At 66.2% G+C, this 19,252-nt stretch carries 19 protein-coding genes, 1 rRNA gene and 1 riboswitch; of the genes, 2 read left to right on the top strand and 18 right to left on the bottom strand.

Annotated elements, in window-relative coordinates:
* From JWN03_RS38090 to JWN03_RS38080, 3 genes are all read right to left on the bottom strand, one after another.
* Positions 1–126 (bottom strand): FAD-dependent oxidoreductase (locus JWN03_RS38090; RefSeq protein ID WP_297625913.1); only part of this gene is annotated, 126 nt, incomplete at its 3' end.
* Positions 127–271: 145 nt separating this feature from the next.
* Positions 272–583, bottom strand: coding sequence for a nuclear transport factor 2 family protein (locus tag JWN03_RS38085; protein ID WP_297625909.1), 312 nt, complete (start codon positions 581–583; stop codon positions 272–274).
* A gap of 70 nt (positions 584–653) precedes the next feature.
* Complete coding sequence (locus JWN03_RS38080) at positions 654–1,658, bottom strand: dipeptidase (protein WP_297625906.1); 1,005 nt, start codon at positions 1,656–1,658, stop codon at positions 654–656.
* A 94-nt stretch (positions 1,659–1,752) separates the two neighbouring features.
* Here JWN03_RS38080 and JWN03_RS38075 point away from each other — a divergent pair, with 94 nt between their 5' ends.
* Positions 1,753–3,810 (top strand): prolyl oligopeptidase family serine peptidase, encoded by a 2,058-nt coding sequence (locus JWN03_RS38075; RefSeq protein ID WP_297625904.1) that lies wholly within the window; start codon positions 1,753–1,755, stop codon positions 3,808–3,810.
* A gap of 1 nt (position 3,811) precedes the next feature.
* Here JWN03_RS38075 and JWN03_RS38070 read toward each other — a convergent pair whose 3' ends face one another.
* The 11 genes from JWN03_RS38070 to JWN03_RS38020 form a co-directional block, all read right to left on the bottom strand.
* Complete coding sequence (locus JWN03_RS38070) at positions 3,812–4,672, bottom strand: alpha/beta fold hydrolase (protein ID WP_297625903.1); 861 nt, start codon at positions 4,670–4,672, stop codon at positions 3,812–3,814.
* Positions 4,673–5,444: 772 nt separating this feature from the next.
* Positions 5,445–6,077, bottom strand: coding sequence for a TetR/AcrR family transcriptional regulator (locus JWN03_RS38065; RefSeq protein ID WP_297625901.1), 633 nt, complete (start codon positions 6,075–6,077; stop codon positions 5,445–5,447).
* Between the two features lie 456 nt (positions 6,078–6,533).
* Positions 6,534–6,659, bottom strand: coding sequence for a hypothetical protein (locus JWN03_RS38060; protein WP_297625898.1), 126 nt, complete (start codon positions 6,657–6,659; stop codon positions 6,534–6,536).
* A gap of 223 nt (positions 6,660–6,882) precedes the next feature.
* Positions 6,883–7,515: a peroxidase-related enzyme gene (locus tag JWN03_RS38055; protein ID WP_297625895.1), complete on the bottom strand. Its 633-nt coding sequence runs from the start codon at positions 7,513–7,515 to the stop codon at positions 6,883–6,885.
* Positions 7,508–7,954 (bottom strand): hypothetical protein, encoded by a 447-nt coding sequence (locus JWN03_RS38050; protein ID WP_297625892.1) that lies wholly within the window; start codon positions 7,952–7,954, stop codon positions 7,508–7,510. Before JWN03_RS38050 ends, JWN03_RS38055 begins: the two co-directional genes overlap by 8 nt.
* The gene (locus tag JWN03_RS38045) at positions 7,951–8,961 is read right to left on the bottom strand and encodes a putative FMN-dependent luciferase-like monooxygenase (RefSeq protein WP_297625889.1); all 1,011 of its coding nucleotides are present in this window, start codon (positions 8,959–8,961) and stop codon (positions 7,951–7,953) included. Before JWN03_RS38045 ends, JWN03_RS38050 begins: the two co-directional genes overlap by 4 nt.
* Positions 8,958–9,743 carry an ABC transporter ATP-binding protein gene (locus JWN03_RS38040; protein ID WP_297625886.1) on the bottom strand — a complete coding sequence of 262 codons (786 nt, stop codon included), beginning with the start codon at positions 9,741–9,743 and terminating at the stop codon, positions 8,958–8,960. The genes JWN03_RS38045 and JWN03_RS38040 overlap by 4 nt, the downstream gene beginning before the upstream one ends.
* The gene (locus JWN03_RS38035; RefSeq protein WP_297625883.1) at positions 9,730–10,692 is read right to left on the bottom strand and encodes an ABC transporter ATP-binding protein; all 963 of its coding nucleotides are present in this window, start codon (positions 10,690–10,692) and stop codon (positions 9,730–9,732) included. Before JWN03_RS38035 ends, JWN03_RS38040 begins: the two co-directional genes overlap by 14 nt.
* Positions 10,673–12,508 carry an ABC transporter permease gene (locus JWN03_RS38030; protein ID WP_297625880.1) on the bottom strand — a complete coding sequence of 612 codons (1,836 nt, stop codon included), beginning with the start codon at positions 12,506–12,508 and terminating at the stop codon, positions 10,673–10,675. Before JWN03_RS38030 ends, JWN03_RS38035 begins: the two co-directional genes overlap by 20 nt.
* 5 nt (positions 12,509–12,513) lie before the next feature.
* Positions 12,514–13,665, bottom strand: a complete 1,152-nt coding sequence (locus tag JWN03_RS38025) for an ABC transporter substrate-binding protein (protein WP_297625877.1) — start codon at positions 13,663–13,665, stop codon at positions 12,514–12,516.
* Positions 13,666–13,702: 37 nt separating this feature from the next.
* Positions 13,703–13,818, bottom strand: a riboswitch (SAM riboswitch).
* Between the two features lie 114 nt (positions 13,819–13,932).
* Positions 13,933–14,571, bottom strand: a complete 639-nt coding sequence (locus JWN03_RS38020; protein ID WP_297625874.1) for an HAD family hydrolase — start codon at positions 14,569–14,571, stop codon at positions 13,933–13,935.
* Between the two features lie 89 nt (positions 14,572–14,660).
* Between JWN03_RS38020 and JWN03_RS38015 the strand changes: the two genes are divergently transcribed.
* Complete coding sequence (locus tag JWN03_RS38015; protein WP_297625911.1) at positions 14,661–15,518, top strand: GNAT family N-acetyltransferase; 858 nt, start codon at positions 14,661–14,663, stop codon at positions 15,516–15,518.
* 132 nt (positions 15,519–15,650) lie between these two features.
* Here JWN03_RS38015 and JWN03_RS38010 read toward each other — a convergent pair whose 3' ends face one another.
* The 4 genes from JWN03_RS38010 to rrf form a co-directional block, all read right to left on the bottom strand.
* Complete coding sequence (locus tag JWN03_RS38010; protein ID WP_297625871.1) at positions 15,651–16,064, bottom strand: MarR family winged helix-turn-helix transcriptional regulator; 414 nt, start codon at positions 16,062–16,064, stop codon at positions 15,651–15,653.
* 40 nt (positions 16,065–16,104) lie between these two features.
* Positions 16,105–16,530, bottom strand: a complete 426-nt coding sequence (locus JWN03_RS38005; protein WP_297625868.1) for an SRPBCC family protein — start codon at positions 16,528–16,530, stop codon at positions 16,105–16,107.
* Positions 16,531–16,767: 237 nt separating this feature from the next.
* Positions 16,768–18,813 carry an elongation factor G gene (fusA, locus tag JWN03_RS38000; RefSeq protein WP_297625865.1) on the bottom strand — a complete coding sequence of 682 codons (2,046 nt, stop codon included), beginning with the start codon at positions 18,811–18,813 and terminating at the stop codon, positions 16,768–16,770.
* A 322-nt stretch (positions 18,814–19,135) separates the two neighbouring features.
* A 5S ribosomal RNA gene (rrf, locus tag JWN03_RS37995) occupies positions 19,136–19,252 on the bottom strand.

Below are 19,252 nucleotides of genomic sequence, written 5' to 3'. Positions count from 1 at the left end.
GCACACGCCACCCCAGTATTTCTGCTCGACGATTGCTGTTCGCAGGCCGAGTTGAGCGGCGCGGATCGCGGCGACGTAACCGCCGGGACCAGCGCCGAGAACGACGACATCGTAGTGGGAAGTCACGCCCCCGAGCCTAGCTCTTCCGCCTCCCCGAATCTTTAGCGGGCAGTTGGGAGCCATATCAGCTGGCAACCCGTGCCGGCGGTCGGGTGCGCCCTGAGTTTCGGGGGTACCCCCGGAGTTACCCCGATCCTTGCGAGATCAGGAATTACGCTCCAGCCTGCCCGGTTTCGAAGCGGCTGATGAGGCCGTCGCGGACGGTGAAGCGCCAGGCCGTGCGCATGCTCCCCCACCGGTCATTGCTGTAGTCGGCGACGAATTCGGTGGGGCTGGTGGTGGATTCGACACTCATGCGGGCATTGGTGGCGAAGATCTCCGAATCGGTCCATTGAGCGAGATTCCGCTCATTGCCGTCATCGGACATGCTGGCGTCTTCGCTCAAGGTTTCGAAAAAGGTATCGGAATCGTGCGCATTGATAGCGTCGACGAATTTCTGCACCGTGCGATCGAGCTGCGTCATTGTTCATCCCTTTCAGCTTCAGGAATGGCAGGAGCAGGGCAAACACCGCTTTCGAGTCTAGCGGCGCAGCTCAATCGCGCCAGACCTGCTGCGCTACTCGCGCGAAATTTCCGCCGAATACGGCCGCGCGCTCGGCGGCGGAGAAGCCGCGACCGGCGAGCACCTCGTTCAGGCCGGGCACCTCGGATGCACCGAGCAGATCCTCCGGCGGCGTCCACTGCAGCGGGCCGTAGCGGGTGAATTCCGCCGAGAAGATCTCCGGATTGCGCGCGATCTCCGCATTGAAGTCGTCGCCGTCGAAGGAGAAGTCCGAGCTGACGCCGATGTGCTCGATTCCGACCAGCATCGCGCCGTAGGCAATGTGGTCCGCCATGGCCTCGATGCGCTCGGCCCGCTGACCGGGTTCATTGCGGCCGAGAAAGATTCCCACGCCATTGATGCCGATCACCCCGCCGGTGCCGGCGCATGCCCGCGCCTGGTCGTCGGTGATATTGCGCGGATGCGCCCGCAGCGCAGCGAAATTGGAATGGCTGTAGATCATCGGGACAGCGGTGATATCGGCAATGTCCAGTCCGGTGCGCACCGAACAGTGCGAGCCGTCGGCGAACATGCCGACCGCATTGAGGGTGCGGATCAGATCGCGGCCGTATGCGGTGAGGCCGGTGTCCTCCGCATCCAGGCAGCCACATCCGGCCGGATTCGCGTAGTTGTAGCTGGGCAGCAGCGAGCGCACGCCGAGGTCGTAGAACATCTTCACGTTGTCGAGGTCGCCGCCGAGCGGGCCGGAGTCCTCCAGATCGAAGGCCAGCGCGATGGTGTCGGGATCCGGCCGGGCGGCATCCGCGGTCCGCTCGACCAGCCGGAATCGGCCGTCCGCCAGGGCATCCCGCCGGAACTGGTCCAGCAGCAGCAGCGCATCCCGGGTGGACTGCGGCGAATACCCCACGTTCACCGACAGATACGAGCCGAGCGGGTAGCGGGCCAATTCGGAAATATCGGCCGACGGCAGCAGCGGCAGGCAGCAGTGCTGCTCCCACAGTCTGGGCCCGGTCTGTTCCGGCGACTGATACGGCAATCCGGGACCTCCTGGAGCGGATCGGCATAGACCCAGCAATCGTACTGAGGGTTCCCGGCACCACGCCCCTCCGGACTCGGCAAGAATGTATGTCATGACCGGTGATGGCGAGACCGTGACGGACCCGTACCTGTGGCTGGAAGAAGTCACCAGTGATCGTGCGCTGGATTGGGCGCGGGCGCACAACGAGGTGGTGCTGCAGCGGTTCGCGGCCTCGGAACGGTTCAGCGGGCTCGAGGCGCGCATCCTCGACATGCTCGATACCGATACGCGCATCGCCTATCCCGGGCGGCGCGGGTCGTGGCTCTACAACTACTGGCGGGACGGCGAGCACCCCAAGGGACTGTGGCGGCGCACCACTTTCGCCGAATACGCCAAGGACGAGCCCGCCTGGGAGGTGCTGATCGACCTGGACGCGCTCGCCGAGCTCGAGGGTGAGAACTGGGTGTGGAGCGGGGCCGCGGTCCTGCGGCCCGAACAGCACCAGGCTCTGATCAGCCTGTCGCGCGGCGGGGCGGACGCCAAGGTGGTGCGGGAATTCGATATCGAGACAAGGACTTTCCGCGAACCGGCGGACGGCGGGTTCTATCTCCCCGAGGCCAAATCGGAAATCCGCTGGATCGATGTCGATACGGTCTATGTCGGAACGGATTTCGGTCCCGGCTCGCTCACCGACTCCGGATATCCGCGCATCGCCAAGCGCTGGAAGCGCGGAACGCCGCTGACCGAGGCCGTCACCGTCTTCGAGGGCGAGGCCGGTGATGTCGCCGTCTCCGCCGGATACGACCGAACCCCCGGCTACGAACGGCATTTCGCCGGTCGCGCCACCGACTTCTTCAATGAAGAGGTCTTCCTGCTCGAAGACGACGGCAGCCGGCGGCGCATCGAGGTACCCAGCGACGCCTCCGAATCCTGGTACAAGGACTGGCTGCTGGTGCGGTTGAAATCGCCGTGGGAGATCGGCGAGGTCAGCTATCCGGCGGGTGCGCTGCTGGTCATCGATTTCGAGCGATTCCTCGGCGGCGCACGCGATTTCGAGGTGCTCTTCACCCCCGACGAGCACACCGCGTTGCACGGTTACGGCTGGACCGAGAACCACCTGCTGCTCATCACCCTGGAAGATGTGCAGACCAAACTGCACGTGGTCACCCCCGGCCCGGACGGCTGGGTACGCGAAGTCCTCGGCGATGCCCCGCCCATGGCCACCACCAGTGTCATGAATCTCGACCCGCTCGAGGGCGGCGACGAATTCATGCTCTCGACAAGCGGTTTCACCAGTCCGACCACGCTGCTGACGAGTTCGGTCGGCGGCGCCACCGAAATGCTGAAGAAGGAGCCGGAATTCTTCGACGCCGCCGGCGTGGAGACCGAGCAGTTCTTCGCCCGCTCCGACGACGGCACTATGATCCCGTATTTTGTACTGCGACACCGTGATCGGCGCGGCACCCCCGGTCCGGCGGTGATGTCCGGCTACGGCGGTTTCGAGGTCTCGCGCACCCCCGCCTACAGCGGTGCGGCCGGTATGGGCTGGCTCGAACGCGGCGGCACCTGGGTGATGACCAATATTCGCGGCGGCGGCGAATACGGGCCCGAATGGCACACCGCCGCACAGAAGGCCAACCGGCACCGGGTGTACGAGGACTTCTCCTCGATCGCCCGGGACCTGGTCGCACGCGGCATCACCACCCACGATCAGCTGGGCGCGGTCGGCGGCAGCAATGGCGGTCTGCTCATGGGCGTCATGCTCACCCGCTACCCGGAACTGTTCGGCGCCATCGTCTGCCAGGTCCCGCTGCTGGATATGAAGCGCTACCACCTGCTGCTGGCGGGCGCGTCCTGGATCGCCGAATACGGTGACCCGGACAAGCCGGAGGAGTGGGAGTACATCTCGAAGTACTCGCCGTATCAGAACACCGATCCGGACGCGAAGTACCCGCCGATCCTGCTCACCACCTCCACCCGCGACGACCGTGTCCACCCGGGCCATGCCCGGAAGATGGCCGCGCTCTTGGAATCCCAGGGCCATCCGGTCTGGTACCACGAGAACATCGAGGGCGGGCACGGCGGCGCGGCCGACAACAAGCAGTCCGCATTCCAGGCCTCGCTCATCTACGAGTTCTTCACCCGGACGCTCATCGAGAAGGACGCCTGACTCACCTGTCCCTGAGCCACTTTTCGACGTAGTCGACGGTGGAACCCGGGTCGCTGATCCACCCGTTGTGGCCCAGCGGCGCCGGGTTGTGCCAGGTCGTGATGTCGGCCCTGGGCAGCTTGTCCAGCAGGTGCCGGGCCGAGCCGGGCGGGGTGCGCTCGTCGCCGGTCATGGTGATGGACAGCACCGGCAGTTTCAGCCGGCCGATGCGCTCCTCGTAATCGATATCCGCACCGGCCGGCTCGAACCGCCCGGTGCGGGCCAGGCGCGCCAGATCGGCGATCAGCACCTTCGATTGGGGGCCGAAGCCGCCCGCGTTGATCTTATCGCCGGGCCAGAAGCCGGCGAGATTGGCGGCCAAAGAGACTGCGGCACTGCCCAGCAGGAATCCCGGCGCGGCCAAACCCCGGTAGCCGCGGTGATACGGCGTTCCGGAGGCGATGAGAATCAGCCCGCCGAGCCGCCCCCTGATCCGGGAGGCGTACATGACGCCCAATTGCCCGCCCATGCTGTGCCCGAGCAGATACGGGGTGCTGTCGGGAAACCTGTTGCGCACCACCTGGAACATGGCCGGAAAATCCACCGACACCAATTCCTGATAGCCGTAGGTGCCGGGCGGATTCGCCTTCGGCCGCCTGTCGCCATTCCCGCGCAGCTCCAGCAGGGCGACATCGAATCCCCGCGCCGCCAAGGGATTTCCGAACAGCGAGTAATACTCCCCCGGCACCCCCAGCCCCGGCACGATCACGACGACGGGCCGCGGTGCGTCAGCGGTAATCGGATGCCGATGCGCACCTTTCGCCGGAATCAACCACACAGTCACCGTCGACCCGTCCGGCATCTGAATCGGCACAGTCTCCACGCCCCGCACGCTACCGCCTGCCCGCCTGATCGAGCCGCACCCCGCTGGCCTGCGCGCGCACCACCGGGAAGCTTCCCGCCACCAACCGTTTCGGGCATTGCGGCCGCGCCGCCCGCGGCGGTGCTGCTCCGGCTGAGCTGCCCGCTCCCACGATCGACTTCGGGTGGGAGCCGGGCTTACGCGGGCGCAGGAGCAAGATCAAGTCCGGGCGGCGTTGCCAGGTGGACGGTATGACCGGCTGGCTGGCCCGCTACGGGGTTTGCTTGCGACTGGAGGGGCGTTGGCGGAACTGAGACCATGGTGGCCACACGGGGCGAGTGGGCCCCGTACGAATGCGGGTGCCCGCGTCGCATCTCCGGCGCGGGCGCTTCGAGCACTGGTGCGTACTACGAATTCCCGTTCGTAGAGGTCTGTCGCACAACGCAACCCACTTCTACGACCTGATGGATCACTCCGTCAGGGTTGGCCTGCTACCGGTGTAACAGGTCTGCTCGTGGCAGTACCATCGCCCTTGAACATCAGGGTCTTACGTGGTTTCCATCGAGCTTTTTACGTCCGACGCAACTCGCCTAGACGACTACTTGTTCTAGCAACTGCCGCTTCGCAGCTTGGTTTTCACTACGAATCGAGCGCCATCGACGCTATCACTCGCGGCCCGTCTTCGGCGCGAAATGCGGTTCGGCTGGTGACCCCGTACATGCCCGCCACGGTACCGCCCCCGGTGCGCACCGGGGAATGGAAATCGGTGCGGCCGAGGGCGGTTGACGTGCGGTCAGGCGCTGACGGCGCCCATGATGACGCGCCGCAGCACGCTGATGACCTCGTCCAGCGGCGACCTGGGATCGGAACCGCTCCAGGCGTCCACCACGTAGTTCACGGCGCCGATGATCGCCAGCACGCGCATCTCGTAGTCACCGGGCGGGATTTCGCCGTGCATGGCGGCATCCTCGGCGGCGCTGGCGAGCAGTGCGCCCCAGGCGCGGCGCAGCTCGAGCCGGAACTTCTCGACCTTCGGTCCGGCGCCGACGACCTCGACGAGCGCGACCCGGGCTTTTCGCGGATCGCGCCCGATCGACTCGATATAGGCGCGCACTGCCGCGTCGATGATATCGATGGCGTTCGCATCGGAGTGCTCGGCGATGGTGGCCGCCACGGCTTCCCGTGATTCGCGGTCGATCTGCTCGTAGAGCTCGAGCAGCAGCGATTCGCGCCCGGTGAACTCCTCGTAGAACTGCCGTGAGGAGAGGCCGGCGTCCTTACAGATAGCGCCGACGGAGCTGTTTGCGTATCCGTCTCGCGCGAACACCGTCAGCCCCGACTCCAGAAAACGCGCACGACGCTGCCGTTGCCGGTCTTCTACGGGCTGCCCGGCGTACATTCTTCCCGCGTTCGTTTCCTGTGACATTGCGCCAGACAATACCGAAGGGCCCGATCCCCTCGTCATGGATCGGGCCCTTCGTTTGCACCTTCGACATCCCGCGCGATAGCCGAAAGTTGGCTCAGCTGCTTCGGGCCAGTACATCGCACCTGAGGCGGCGGGTATTGGCAGGGGAACCGCCCCAGGTTCGGAACGCGGTTCCGGGGGAAGAAACGCATTCCGATGCCGTATTGGCCCGAAAGTCACTGATCGTTTGCCACTCAACACGATACAGAGCAGACGAACTGGACGGAATACTTTTACAGGAGTTTTTTAGAATCTATTTCCGCGCAAATGACGGGTCGCGCGGCGACCAGCGTGGCGCCCCGCCCAACCGGACATTTACCCCAGACATGACGAAGGGCCCGATCCCCTCGTCATGGATCAGGCCCTTCAGTACCTCGTCGGCTCCCGCGCAGTAGCCGAAAGGTGGCACTCGCGTGGCTACTTGGCGGAACCGCTCGCCGAGCCGGTCGCGAGCAGCTTCAGGATGGTCTGCACGAGTACGTTCGAGATGAGGTCGGTCATGGTGGTGCTCCGATCGAATAACGGGTGCCAGTGTTGCTTCACTGACTGTTTGCCATCGGGACCATACCGAGCCGGACCACGCCTCGGGAAGCTTTTCGAGGAAAAATCTAGTTTTTTTTCGAGACCGGGCTAGACGCTGGCCTACCTGGGGTTTCAGGGAGACTCACCGAGCACCGGCACTCCGGGGAAGCTGTCACGGAGATCCTCACATCATGCGGTTGCTGCGACAGTGTGGCAACCCCCTTTGTGAGGTTCCGGGAAGCTCTCAACTCGCCTGCGGAACCTCCGGTTCACCGAGCGTGAGCATGAGCCGATTGGCCCAGGAGAACGAGGCCGTGGACAGCACCAGATCGTGAATTTCGGTATCGGTCAGACCCTGTCCCCGCAGCCGTTCGATATGCGTGTGGTCGGCGCGCGGCGGATTGGCGGCCAGCGCGTCCACGAAATCGACAATGGCGTCCCATCTTTCGTCGATACGCACCCCGTTGCCCTCGTCCAGCAGGCGCTGCACATCGTCGCCGCGCTTCGACAGGGCGGTGGTGAACCGCGAATGCACCGAGGCGCAGTACTCGCAGCCGTTGTGCCGTGAGGTGACGGTGGCGGCGAGTTCCCTTTCGGCACGGCCCAATCCGCCGCGACCGTAGAAGATCTCCTTGTCATTGCCGCTGCGATGCGCGAGCACCCCGGCATTGCGCGCCAGCACCCGGAAGTACGGGCCGATGCCCCGGTCACCCTCCAGCAACGGGGCCTGCTGCTCGTCGGCGTCGGCGCGCCGGATGGGCTCCACCCACGGCACCCAATCCAGCTGCTCCTGCGTGAATCCGGCCGGGCGGCGGCCGGGTTCGACGCTGCGCACCTCGCTGATCAGTTCGGCACCGGGCACGATCGGTTCACTCATGTCCGGCTCCGATCAAAGTGAGACCGGCCAGCAGCCGGACCTGGAAGTGCACGAAGCCGATGAGCTGCGCCACCGTCACGATGTCGCGCTCGGACAGCCCGGCGGCCGCCAGCGCCTCGATATCCGCGCGGGTCGCCGCGGCGGGCGTGGTCGTCACCAGCGCCGCATGCCGCAGAATGGCGGCCAGCACCGAATCACCCTGTGCGGGCGCGGTTCCCAGCCCGGCATAGTGCGCGGCCAGCTCCGGCGCACCCGCCAGCTCGGCCACGGCCACCGCCGCGGCGATGAGGCGCTCGCGTCCCACGGAAGCGGCCGCGGGCCCGTCCAGCAGGGCGTCGTACACGCCCTGGGCGTGCGCTACCACGGCCGGGCGCTCCTGCCGGAGCGCGTGTACGCCCTCCGCCCGCGCGCCCAGTACAGCGTCGATCACGTCGGTCACGGATTCGTTCCTTCCCGCCAACCCAGTTGCGGCGCAACCTTGGTGGCTATGAGTTCGATGGAGCGCAGGGTGGCCTCCTGGCCGGGGTCGACCGGGTGCACCTGCACGATGAAATCGGTGGCGTGCCGCAGTGCGGCATCCGCCGTGAGCTGTGCGACGACCTCGTCGGGGGTGCCGATGAAGGAGTCGCGCAGCACCTCCTCGACGGTGGTCGCCAATTCCGGACCGCCATTACGGCGCAATTGATCCAGGAAGCGCGCCGCGCCGCGTTCGGCGAGCGCCCAGGCGGTGTCGTGGTCGTCGGCCACGAAAACGCCTCGGGACGCACCGATTCGGGCCTCGACGCCGGTGGGTAGCGCATCCAGGTACGCGTCCAGCAGTGGTGTCTGGATCTCCCACAGGGTGGCGTCCGGGGCCGCCGGCTCGCGCGGCTGCGCCTTCGACAGCAGCAGGCCGTCCCCCGCCAGTCCCGCACGCGCCGCCCCCGAAGCCGAGAAGGTCGCCTGCCAGATCCGGTCCCGCAGCGTCCGCGCGGGCGGATTGAGGCCGCGGTCCCCGACCAGCGGCGCACCCGCCAGCGCGGCGGTCAGCGTCGCCAGCTTATCGGCGTACACCTGCTGCCGATCCGCGCCGGCCAGGCCGAACAATTCGAAGGCATGCCTGGAACCGCCTGCGCCGAAACCGATTTCGAGCCGACCCTCGCTGAGGACATCCAGTACGGCCGCATCCTCGGCGACCCGGATCGGATCCTCCAGCGCCAGCGTGACAATGGCGGTGCCGAGCCGCAGCCGCGGATTGCGCGCCGCCGCATGCGCCAGGAAGACGAACGGCGACGGCAGCCCGCCCTCGGCCGGGTCGAGATGGTGCTGCGCCACCCATGCCGCGTCGTATCCGAGCCGTTCGGCCAGATCGAATTGTTCGCGGGCGTGCCGATACACGGTCGCCGCATCTTCGCTCTCGTCGGAGCGCACCAGCCGGGTGAACAGGCCGAGACGTTGAAAACTCATATGGTCACCTTCCCCAAATAGGCATCGCGGACAGCCGGATTGTCGCTGAGTTCGGCGGCCGTGCCGTGCAGCACGATCTCGCCGGTGCGCAGCACATTCGCGGTGTGTGCAATGCTCAGCGCCAATTCCGCCTGCTGTTCGACGATCAGGATGGCCAGGCCCAATTCCCGGTTGAGCCGGGCGATCTCGTCCAGCACCCGGTCCACGAACAGCGGGGACAATCCCATGGTCGGCTCGTCCATGCAGATGAGCCGCGGCTTGCTCATGAGCGCCCGCGCGAAGGCCAGCATCTGCTGCTCACCGCCGGACAGGGTGCCCGCCCGCTGTGACCGCCGCTCGGCCAAACGTGGAAAATGCTCGAACATCTCGGCGGCCCGCGCGGCCAGCACCGAGCGGCGCTCGCGGCGGATATAGCCGCCGACAAAAAGGTTCTCCTCGACCGTCATGGCCGGAAATACTCGCCGCGCCTCCGGCACCGACGCCAGACCGGCCTTGATGCGCACGGAGGGCGGTGTCTTCGTCACGTCCACACCGTCGATGCGCACCACACCGGAGGTGGGTTTCAACAGTCCGAGCGCCGTTTTCATGGTGGTCGATTTCCCCGAGGCATTGCCGCCGAGCAGCGAGACGATTTCGCCGGGACGCACCTTCAGCGATACCTCGTTCAATGCTCGCGACGGCCCGTAATGCACTACCACACGGTCGAATTCGAGAATCGGCGCAGCGGTCTCGTCGAACGCCGGTGCAGCGCCGTTCGCGACCGCGGTATCAGAGCCCGGCATCGGCGCTCACCTTCTCGTCGCCTCGGAGAGGCTCTACCGCAGCACTTTCGGCCGCCTCGGTTTCCGAGGAGGTTGGAGCGTGTTCGGCCGCGGCCACCTTCCCTACGCGGCTGCGGCCGAGGTACGCCTCGATGACGCGGGGATCGGCCAGTACTTCATCGGGTGTGCCCTCGGCGATGACGCGCCCTTCGTCCAGCACCAGCACCCGGTCGGACAGGTCGTGGACCAGATCCATCTTGTGTTCGACCAGCAGCACGGTCTGTCCCTGCGCCTTCAATTCCGCCAATTGCCTGCCGATTTCGGCGGTCTCGGTCTGGTTCATGCCCGCGGCCGGCTCGTCGAGCAGCAGCAGATCCGGTTCCAGCGCCAGAGCCCGTGCGATTTCGGTGCGGCGGCGATTGGCATAGGACAGCGTGTACGCGGCATTGTCGGCGCGCGGGCCCAGCCGCTCCTGGAATCGCGCCAGCTGAGCGTCGATCTTGGCGGCGGATTCCTTGCGCTCGGCGCGCACGGCCGGTGTGGGCACCAGGGCGACGAACAGTTCCGCCAGCAGAGATACCCACCGCAGCAATGGAATTTCGGCCAGCGAACGCAATGGACGGGAGGCGCGCAGCGTCGTCTGCAGGCCGACATCCACATTCTCGCGAACGGTCATATTGCCGAACACCCGCCCGTTCTGGAAGGTGCGGGCAATGCCGGCGGCAGCAGCGGCTTCCGGTCGACCGGGGCGAATCCTTGTGCCCCGCACCAGAATGTCACCGCTATCCGGCTTCAGTACTCCGGAGATCAGATTGACCGTCGTCGATTTCCCGGACCCGTTGGGACCGATGATCGAGACGAATTCCCCTGGCGCAATGGTGATGTCGATACCATCCACGGCGCGCACGCCGCCGAACGCGCGGCGCAATCCGCGCACCGCGAGCACCGGCTCAAGCTGCGACTCGGACACGTTCCCTCCTCACCAGAATTCCCTGCGGCCGGAACCGCACGACCAGCAGCAGTACCAATCCGTAGAGCACGATCCGCAGCTCGGGCGCGAGCCGCAGGGCCTCCGGCGCGCCGATCAACACCACGGCCCCGAGCACGGCACCATACGGCGAGGCGGTGCCGCCGAGCACCAGAATCGTCACCACCAGCAGCGACATCGGCAGGTTGAACACGGTCGGATCGATATACGAGTACTGGTGCGCCAGTAGCGCGCCGCCGATACCGGAGAAGAAGGCGGCGACGGCGAAGGCCAGCGCCTTGTAGTCACGCACCGGCACCCCCGCCGAGCGGGCGGCGACCTCGTCCGCGCCGATGGCCCGGATGGCGGTGCCCAATCGTGACCGCTGCACCCCGAGAATCACCGCCAGCGTAATCGCCAGCACCACCAGCTCCAGCTGGAAAATCTGGGTGTGCGTGACGAATTCGAAGCCGAACAACTCCGGCGGCGGAATCCCGAAAATGCCGTAGCTACCGCGCGTCACCGACTCCCAATTGCGGATCAGGGCCACCGTGACAATGCCGATGCCCAGGGTGGCAATGGCGACATAGTGCCCGCCCAGCCGCCACAGCGGTGCGGCCAGCACCGAAGACACCACGGCCGCAACGATTCCCGCTGCGATAATGGCGGGCAGGAAGGCCCACCCGTGCGACACCGTCAGCACCGCCGAGGTGTACGCGCCGATGGCGATCGGCCCCGCCTGCCCGATGGCCAACTGACCCGCCGAACCGGCCACCAGCGTCATGGATACGGCGATGATCGCGTACGCCAGGATCTGGGTGCCCACCGAGATGCCGTAGTCGTTCGATACGGCCGGAATCACCAGCCCCGCAATGGCGAAGGCGATCAGCGCATGCCACCAGCGCACCCGCAGCAGCCTCCCGGAACCGAGGAAGGTCCCGGTCAGCGGCTCGGATTCGATGGCGGGCGGGCGGGCCAGCAGCCCGCCCGGCCGCAGCACCAGGAACACCACCAGCAGCCCGAAGGTGATCAGATCCCGGTATCCGTCGCCGAAGGTGTAGATACCGAACGCCTCCACCAGCCCGAGCACGAAACCGCCGAGCACCGCACCGGGAATCGAGCCGAGCCCGCCGATGGTGGCGGCGACAAAGCCGGTCATACCGACAATGCTGCCGCTGGTCGGCGAGATATTGGAGTTGAAGAGGCCGACGAAGATGCCCGCCAGCCCGCCCAGCCCGGAGGCGATGGCGAAGGCCAGCGACTGGATCCGCCCGACGCTGATACCCATCTGCGCGGCCGCATCCGGATCCTGCGCGGTGGCCCGGATGGCCAGCCCGTACCGGCCGAAGCGCAGAAATGCCCACAGCCCCACCATGACCGAGATCGTGATGGCGAACATGACCACATCCGACGTACCGAACCGCACGCCGCCGACCCGAAAGTTATTGGTGGACAGCACTTGCGGGAACGCCCGCGTTTCCGGGCCGAAGACCAGCGCCACCACGTTCTCGATGATCAGCCCCGCCGCCACCGTGGCGAGCAGGGCCGAAATGGCCGGGGCCCGCCGCAGCGGCCGCACCGCCAGCACATCGATACCCACCCCGACCAGTGCCGTCACACCGACGACGACGATCAGCGCCACCCACAGCGGCAGGCCGTGCTGGGCGATCAACCACCAGCCCAGCACCGACCCGAAGGCGAAGATCGCACCGTGCGCGAAATTGATGACATTGGTGACCCCGAAGATCAGGGTGATGCCCACGGCAATGAGCGCATACGCATTGCCGTGGACCAGACCCGCGATGAGCGTGTCGAACATCGCCGCTACTTGCTACCGGTCGGCACGAACGCGCCGTTCTTCAACAGCAATTCGATCGGCTTCACCCCATCGGGCCGCCGCGTCTGCTGATTGAAGGCGAAGGAGTCGCCCAGGCCGACACCGCTGAAGTCCTTGACCTCGCGCAGGCCCTTCAGCACGCCGTCACGGGTGGCGCCGCCGAACTTGGCCGCCTTCACCAGCACATTGATCGCGTCATAGGCGTAGACGTTGAAATCGCCCGGATCGGTGTTGTACTTGGCTTTGAACTTCGAGACGAAGTCCTGCACCTTCGGACTGGTATCGGACGGTGAGAAGACACCGTTCACGATGTCGCCCTCGGCCGCCGCACCCGCCAGCTGAATGAACTGCGGAGTGTTCTGGCCTCCGAAGAACTGGCCGTTGTATCCCACATCGCGCAGTTGCTTGACGACGAGCGCACCATCCGGGCCATATCCCAAGTGCACGAACGCATCCGGGTTCGCATCACGACCCTTGATCAGCACCGGCCGGAAATCCTGCGAGTCCGGCAGGATCGACGAGGAGTAGGCGATCTCGATGCCCCGCTGCTGCGCGAACTGCTGGAAGTACTTGAAAGACTCCTTACCCCAATCGGTTTCGAGGTAGACGACGGAAACCTTCTTCGCCTTCGACTGCACCCACTGCGCATTGCGATCCTGGAAGATATCCTGGGTGATCGACGGGCTCCACTGGTAGTCGCCGCCCTTGGTGAATTCGGTCGACGAGTTGGTGAATCCGTACTGCACCAGCTTGCCCCGGTTGTACACCGGTGACGCCGCAATCGATGCGGGAGAAGAGAAGTCGCCCAACTCCGCGATAATCGAATTGTCGCCGACGAACTTGGTCGCGATCGGTACCGTCTGCTTCGGGTCGGACTGCGAGTCCTCCCACTTCAACGCCACCTTCTTGCCATTGATGCCACCCGCCGCATTGACCTGATCGATGGCCAGGTCGAAGCCCTGCTGCCACAACCGGCCGTACTCCGCCGACGTCCCCGATTTCGGCCCCGACACACCGAAATACACCGTGTCGCCACTGCTGTCCGACGAATTACCGCACGCCGACAACGACCCGGCCACCACAGCCGCGGACGCGATACCCACCACTACCCGAAGCGACCGGGACCACTGCTTACTCATCTGATTCCTCTGTACTCACCCACACCACTGCCGGGCATGAGAGCGCTTGCGATGCCCGGCGGACACCACCTGGTCGTCACCCGGGGCACCCCACCGCTGTGCGAGGGTTGCCGATCAGCGAGCCGGGGCTCGAACATGCTGATACTCGTGACCGTGGGCGCAAATGTAGCGACGCAGAGGTGGACCGAGACACCGTTGGAATCAAGGTGATGTGAAGAATAGGACGAATCGCCTGTAGCGCAGGCGGTCTCGCGGCGGAAGCAGTGGCTATAAGGCCAGGTGAGAGGCCAGCCAGGCCGGGAATGCGGTCAGGTCGGCGAGTACTACATCCGCACCCGCGGCGGACAGCTCCTCGGCGGAATACGGGCCGGTCGTCACCGCGACAGAGCAGGCGTCGGCCACCTTGGCGGCGCGCACATCACCGAGGTGATCACCCACGTAGATCGACGCGCCGTGCTCGCGCAGCACCTCCCCCTTCTCCTCCGCCCACGCGCCGCCGACCAGATCATCGACCTCGAGACCGAGGTGATCCAGGTGCAATTGCGCGTGCGGGCCGTTCTTGGCGGTGATCACCAGCACCCGCCCACCGGCGGCATGCACCGCGGCCAGCGCATCGACCACACCGGGCAGATGATCGCTCGGCTCCACCGCGAGTCCGGGATAGAACTGCCGGTACATGGCCACCACCTCCGGCACCCGCTCCTGCGGGAACCATTCGGCCGCCTCCACCGCCAGCGGCGGACCCAGGCGCGACACCACCAACTCGGAATCGATCGGCACACCGGTCTCGGCGGCCACCGCATCCCACACCGCGGCAATGCCGGGTCGGGAGTCGATCAGCGTCATATCCAGGTCGAACCCGATAACAAGTCCGTTCGGAACGGCGGTCGCACGATCAAAGGCCACGCTCCGACCATACGGACACGGCAGCAGCGCAAAGAAACCGGTTGCGTCCTCGAACTAGGCTTATCGCCATGGCAAGTGACCGGGGTTCCCTGTTCTGCAGCGTCGAACTCGGCGCGCGCATCGAACAGGTCGAGACGGAACTGATCGCCACCGGCAGCGCGGCGGCGAGCGCCCGGCTCGGTACAGAAGAGGGGTTCGTGATCCCGATCGCGGGCGGTGTGGCCGCTTTCGCCGAGTACGGCTCCCCACTCAACAAGGTGGCGGGCCTGGGTTTCGCGGGCATTCCCGGTGCGGACGAATTCGAGGCGCTGGAAAAGCAGTTCGCGGTGCGTGACGCGCCCGTTCAAGTCGAGCTGGCGCATCTCGGCGAACCCGCCATCGGCGAACTCCTCACCGCGCGCGGGTACCGGCTCGTCTCGTTCGAGAACGTTCTCGGCATCGCGCTGGAGAGCGCGGCCGATCCCGCTCTCCCTACGGACGTCGAGGTAAGGCACAGCGGCGCAGGCGAATTCGATATCTGGCTCGATGTCATTGCCGACGGCTTCGCGCACCCCGACACCCAGGGCGTGGTCTCACACGAGGAATTCCCGCGCGAAATCATCGCGAGCGCCATGCGCGATCTCACCGCGGCCGCCGGAGTACAGCGCTACGTCGCCGTGAACGAGGGCACGATCGCGGGCGGCGCGAGTATGCGAATGTCCCAGGGCATTGCCCAACTCACCGGAGCCGCAACACTTCCCGACCATCGGCGGCGCGGCATTCAATCGGCACTCCTGGCCGCCCGCCTGGCCGAGGCCACGGCGGCAGGCTGCGATATCGCCGTCATCACCACCCAGCCGGGATCCAAATCCCAGCAGAACGCCCAGCGCAGCGGCTTCGACCTGCTCTACACCCGCGCCATCCTCGTCAAGTCCGCCGCGGACCAACCCAGCGGGCGGGCGAAGTAGCTCAGCGTCCGGAGTCCGATGAAGTAGGTCAACGCCAGGACGAGGTAGCTCAGCAGCCGCGGTGGAATAACTCAGCGCCCGGCGCCGAGTAGCTCAACGTCGAGGGAGAGGCAACTCAGGGAACGGCGCACTTCAGTCCGGAATCCGGTGCACGGCAATCGGTTTCAATTGTTCCCGGAGTTGCTCACCGGCGGCTCCGAACATCTGCGCATCGGTATCGACGGCAATCTGCACACCCTTGCCCACCAATTCACGTCCAGCAGTGGTGATTTCGATGCGCAGCACGCGCGCATCCACCGGATCCGCGCGGCGGGCGAGCAGCTCCCGCTCCTCCAGTACCCGAATGACCTTGGACGCCATCATCCGATCGGCGCCGGACATATCGGCCACCTGCTGCTGAGTCGGCAGCTCACCCTGCCGGCCCAGCCAGCCCGCCGACGCCAGCAGATTGAACTGGGTCGGCGTCAGCCCGAGCGGCCGCAGATTCCGTTCCAGCGTCGCCCGCCACTCCAGCGCGGCGTGATGCAGCCAGAAACCCGGGCTCATGAGCGGACCTCGCGGGATTCCACGAGGTCCGTCCGATGGTTCAGCCACGCTGTAGCGCCTCCTTCTCCAATGCCGCGAAGGTGAGCGGCATATCCGCGCGCATCGCCTTCGCCCAGATCAGTTTGAACAATGGACCGAACGGGCCGTGGACCTCCACCCGCTCGGATACCCGCAGCGTTCCGTCGCCGAGCGCCTCATAGGTGCGCTGCCCGCGCAGCTTCCCGAACGGGATGCCCGCCTCGCTGGTCCACGTTTTGCCCGGCTCGACCGCCGTGATCGTGAACGGTCCCGCCGGAGCGCCCTTCGGCTTGACCCACCCGGTGGTTCCCACCTCGAACGGGCCATCGATCCGCGACTGCTCCTCGTGCGGATCCCACTCCGACCAGCGTGCCACATCGGTCGCAACCGCCCAGACCTGGTCGATATCGCCCTTGATCACGGCTTCTTCGATGAACGAGTACATCATGACTGCCCCTGGATTTCGTTCGGATTTTCGTTGTTGCGACAACAGTATCCGTAGTCGCGACAACAATCAACCCCTGAATCGGGACAACGCTCGACGGACAGAGAAGTGGCCGGTCCGCGCATACGCGGACCGGCCACCTCCAGACCCGGCCACCTCCAGACCCGGCCACCTCCAGATCCGGCCGCATGGAGACCCGGCCGGTGCCCGGCCCAGGCGCACCCGGCGGGGCCGGACCTACTACCGAGCAGGCGCCCGGTCATACCCGAGCGGGCGGCTGGTGAAGGTGCCTCGCCCCTGCGTCCTGCTGCGCAAACGTGTTGCGTAACCGAACACTTCGGCCAGCGGCGCGGACGCCGTCACCACCACCGTGCTGCCCCGGCTCACCGAATCGAGGACTCGGCCACGGCGGGCGGCAAGGTCACCGAGCACCGCGCCGAGCGCCTCCTCGGGAGCGGTGACGGTCAGCTCGAGCACCGGCTCGAGCAGTGCCATCTCGCTGGCGCGCAGGGCTTCTCGCAGCGCGAGTCGCCCGGCGGCCCGGAAGGCCCGTTCCGACGAGTCGACCGGATGGGTCGCTCCATCGGTGAGGGTGACACGCAGCCCGATCACCGGGTGACCACCGATCGGACCGTCCGCCAGGGCATCCCGGCAGCCGGCGTGCACTGCGCGCACATACTCCTCCGGCACCCGACCGCCGACCACCACCGAGTGGAACTCGAACTCCACTGCGCCACCGGATGATTCCGCATCGGACACGAGTGGATCCACATCGATGACAATGTCGGCGAACTGCCCCGGACCACCGCTTTGCTTGATATGCCGGAACCGCAGCCCAGACACCCCGCGCAGCACCGTCTCCCGGTACGCCACCTGCGGACGCCCGACCGCCACGCCGATTCCGCGGTCCCGGCGGATCTTCTCCACCGCCACCTCGAGATGCAGCTCGCCCATACCGGACAGCAGCGTCTGCCCCGACTCCGGATCGGTGCGGACGACCAGTGACGGATCCTCCTCAGCCATCCGGGCCAGCGCGGTCGCCAGCCGCTCGGCATCGGCCGCGGTGTGTGCCTCGACCGCGACCGAAACCACCGGCTCGCTGACAATTGGCGGCTCCAGCAGCACCGGAGTATCCGGTGCGCACAGCGTCGCCCCGGGTCGCGCCGACTTCGGCCCGACCACCGCGACAATCTGACCCGCCACGGCTTCCTCCAGTTCCTCGTGGCGATCGGCCTGTACCCGCAGGATGCGTCCGATCCGCTCGGTGCGTCCAGCGCCGGCATCCAGCACCGACGCGCCCCTCCGCAAGGTGCCCGCGTAAACGCGCACGAACGTCAGTCGCCCGGTACCGGTCGCCTGCACCTTGAATACCAGTGCCACCAGAGATTCCGCCGGATCCGCGATGACCTCGAAGCCGTCGCCGCGCACCGGAGGTCGATCCACCGGCGAAGGCAGGTATGCCACCACAGCATCCAGCAGCGGTTCCACACCGATATTGCGATACGCCGCACCGCACAGCACCACCACAATCTCGCCCGTGAGGGTGAGCGCGCGCAACGCGGCCGCCAGGGTCGCGTCCGACAGCGCCGACTGCGCGTAGAACTCGTCCAGCGCCGCTGAACAGCGTTCGGCCACAGCCTCTTCCAGTGCTCGCCGCTGCTGCCGAGCAGTCTCCAGGAGCTCGTTCGGAATCGGAGCGACGGTCACCGCGCCCGCTACCCAGAGCAGCGCCCGCATACGAACCAGATCGACCACGCCGGCAAATCCGTCCTCGGCACCGATGGGCAACTGCACCGCGAGCGGCACCGCATGCAGGCGCTCCCGAATGGAGTCCACGGCCGCCCCGAAGTCGGCGCCGACCCGATCCATCTTGTTCACGAACGCAATGCGCGGCACCCCGTACCGGTCCGCCCGCCGCCACACGGATTCGCTCTGCGGCTCCACACCGGCCACCGCATCGAAGACCGCGACAGCGCCGTCGAGCACCCGCAGCGACCGCTCGACCTCATCCGAAAAGTCCACGTGCCCAGGCGTATCGATGACGGTGAGCCGATGCCCGGCCCACTCGCATGCGACAGCCGCGGCGAAAATGGTGATACCACGTTCCCGCTCCTGCGGATCGAAATCGGTGACGGTGGTCCCGTCGTGCACCTCACCACGCTTGTGCGTCATCCCGGTGAGGAACAGCATGCGCTCGGTGACAGTCGTCTTCCCCGCATCGACATGAGCGAGGATGCCCAGGTTACGAACGGTGGTCAGCGCTTGCCGAGAAGTATTGGTACGCACGGTCTTCAGTCCTTCGTGCTGGTCTTGGAACAGAACAGCGCGATTCCCGAGACGACAGAGAATTCGCCCGGGTAACTCAGTACCGGCCGCGCAGCCGGCACCGAGCCGGCGAGGACACCAGGATCACCTCGAAGCGAGGGCGGGTCGCAACAGTGGCACGTACGTCACGCATCACCGGCTCCCTTCTGGATGTCCACGTGCCGTTCGGCACGAGATCTCCTGTGAGAGTACGGAACCCCGCCGATCGGCGAAACCGATTATTCGACGGGGTTCAGATACAACAAAACCCCCAGCCCGAAGGCTGGGGGTTTTGTGAAGGATGTTCCGGCGGTGTCCTACTCTCCCACACCCTGTCGAGTGCAGTACCATCGGCGCAGGTGGCCTTAGCTTCCGGGTTCGGAATGGGACCGGGCGTTTCCCCACCGCTATAGCCGCCGTA

It is taken from the genome of Nocardia sp. (genome assembly GCF_025465275.1).
Taxonomy (GTDB): domain Bacteria; phylum Actinomycetota; class Actinomycetes; order Mycobacteriales; family Mycobacteriaceae; genus Nocardia.
This window is presented reverse-complemented; position numbering and strand designations above follow the sequence as displayed.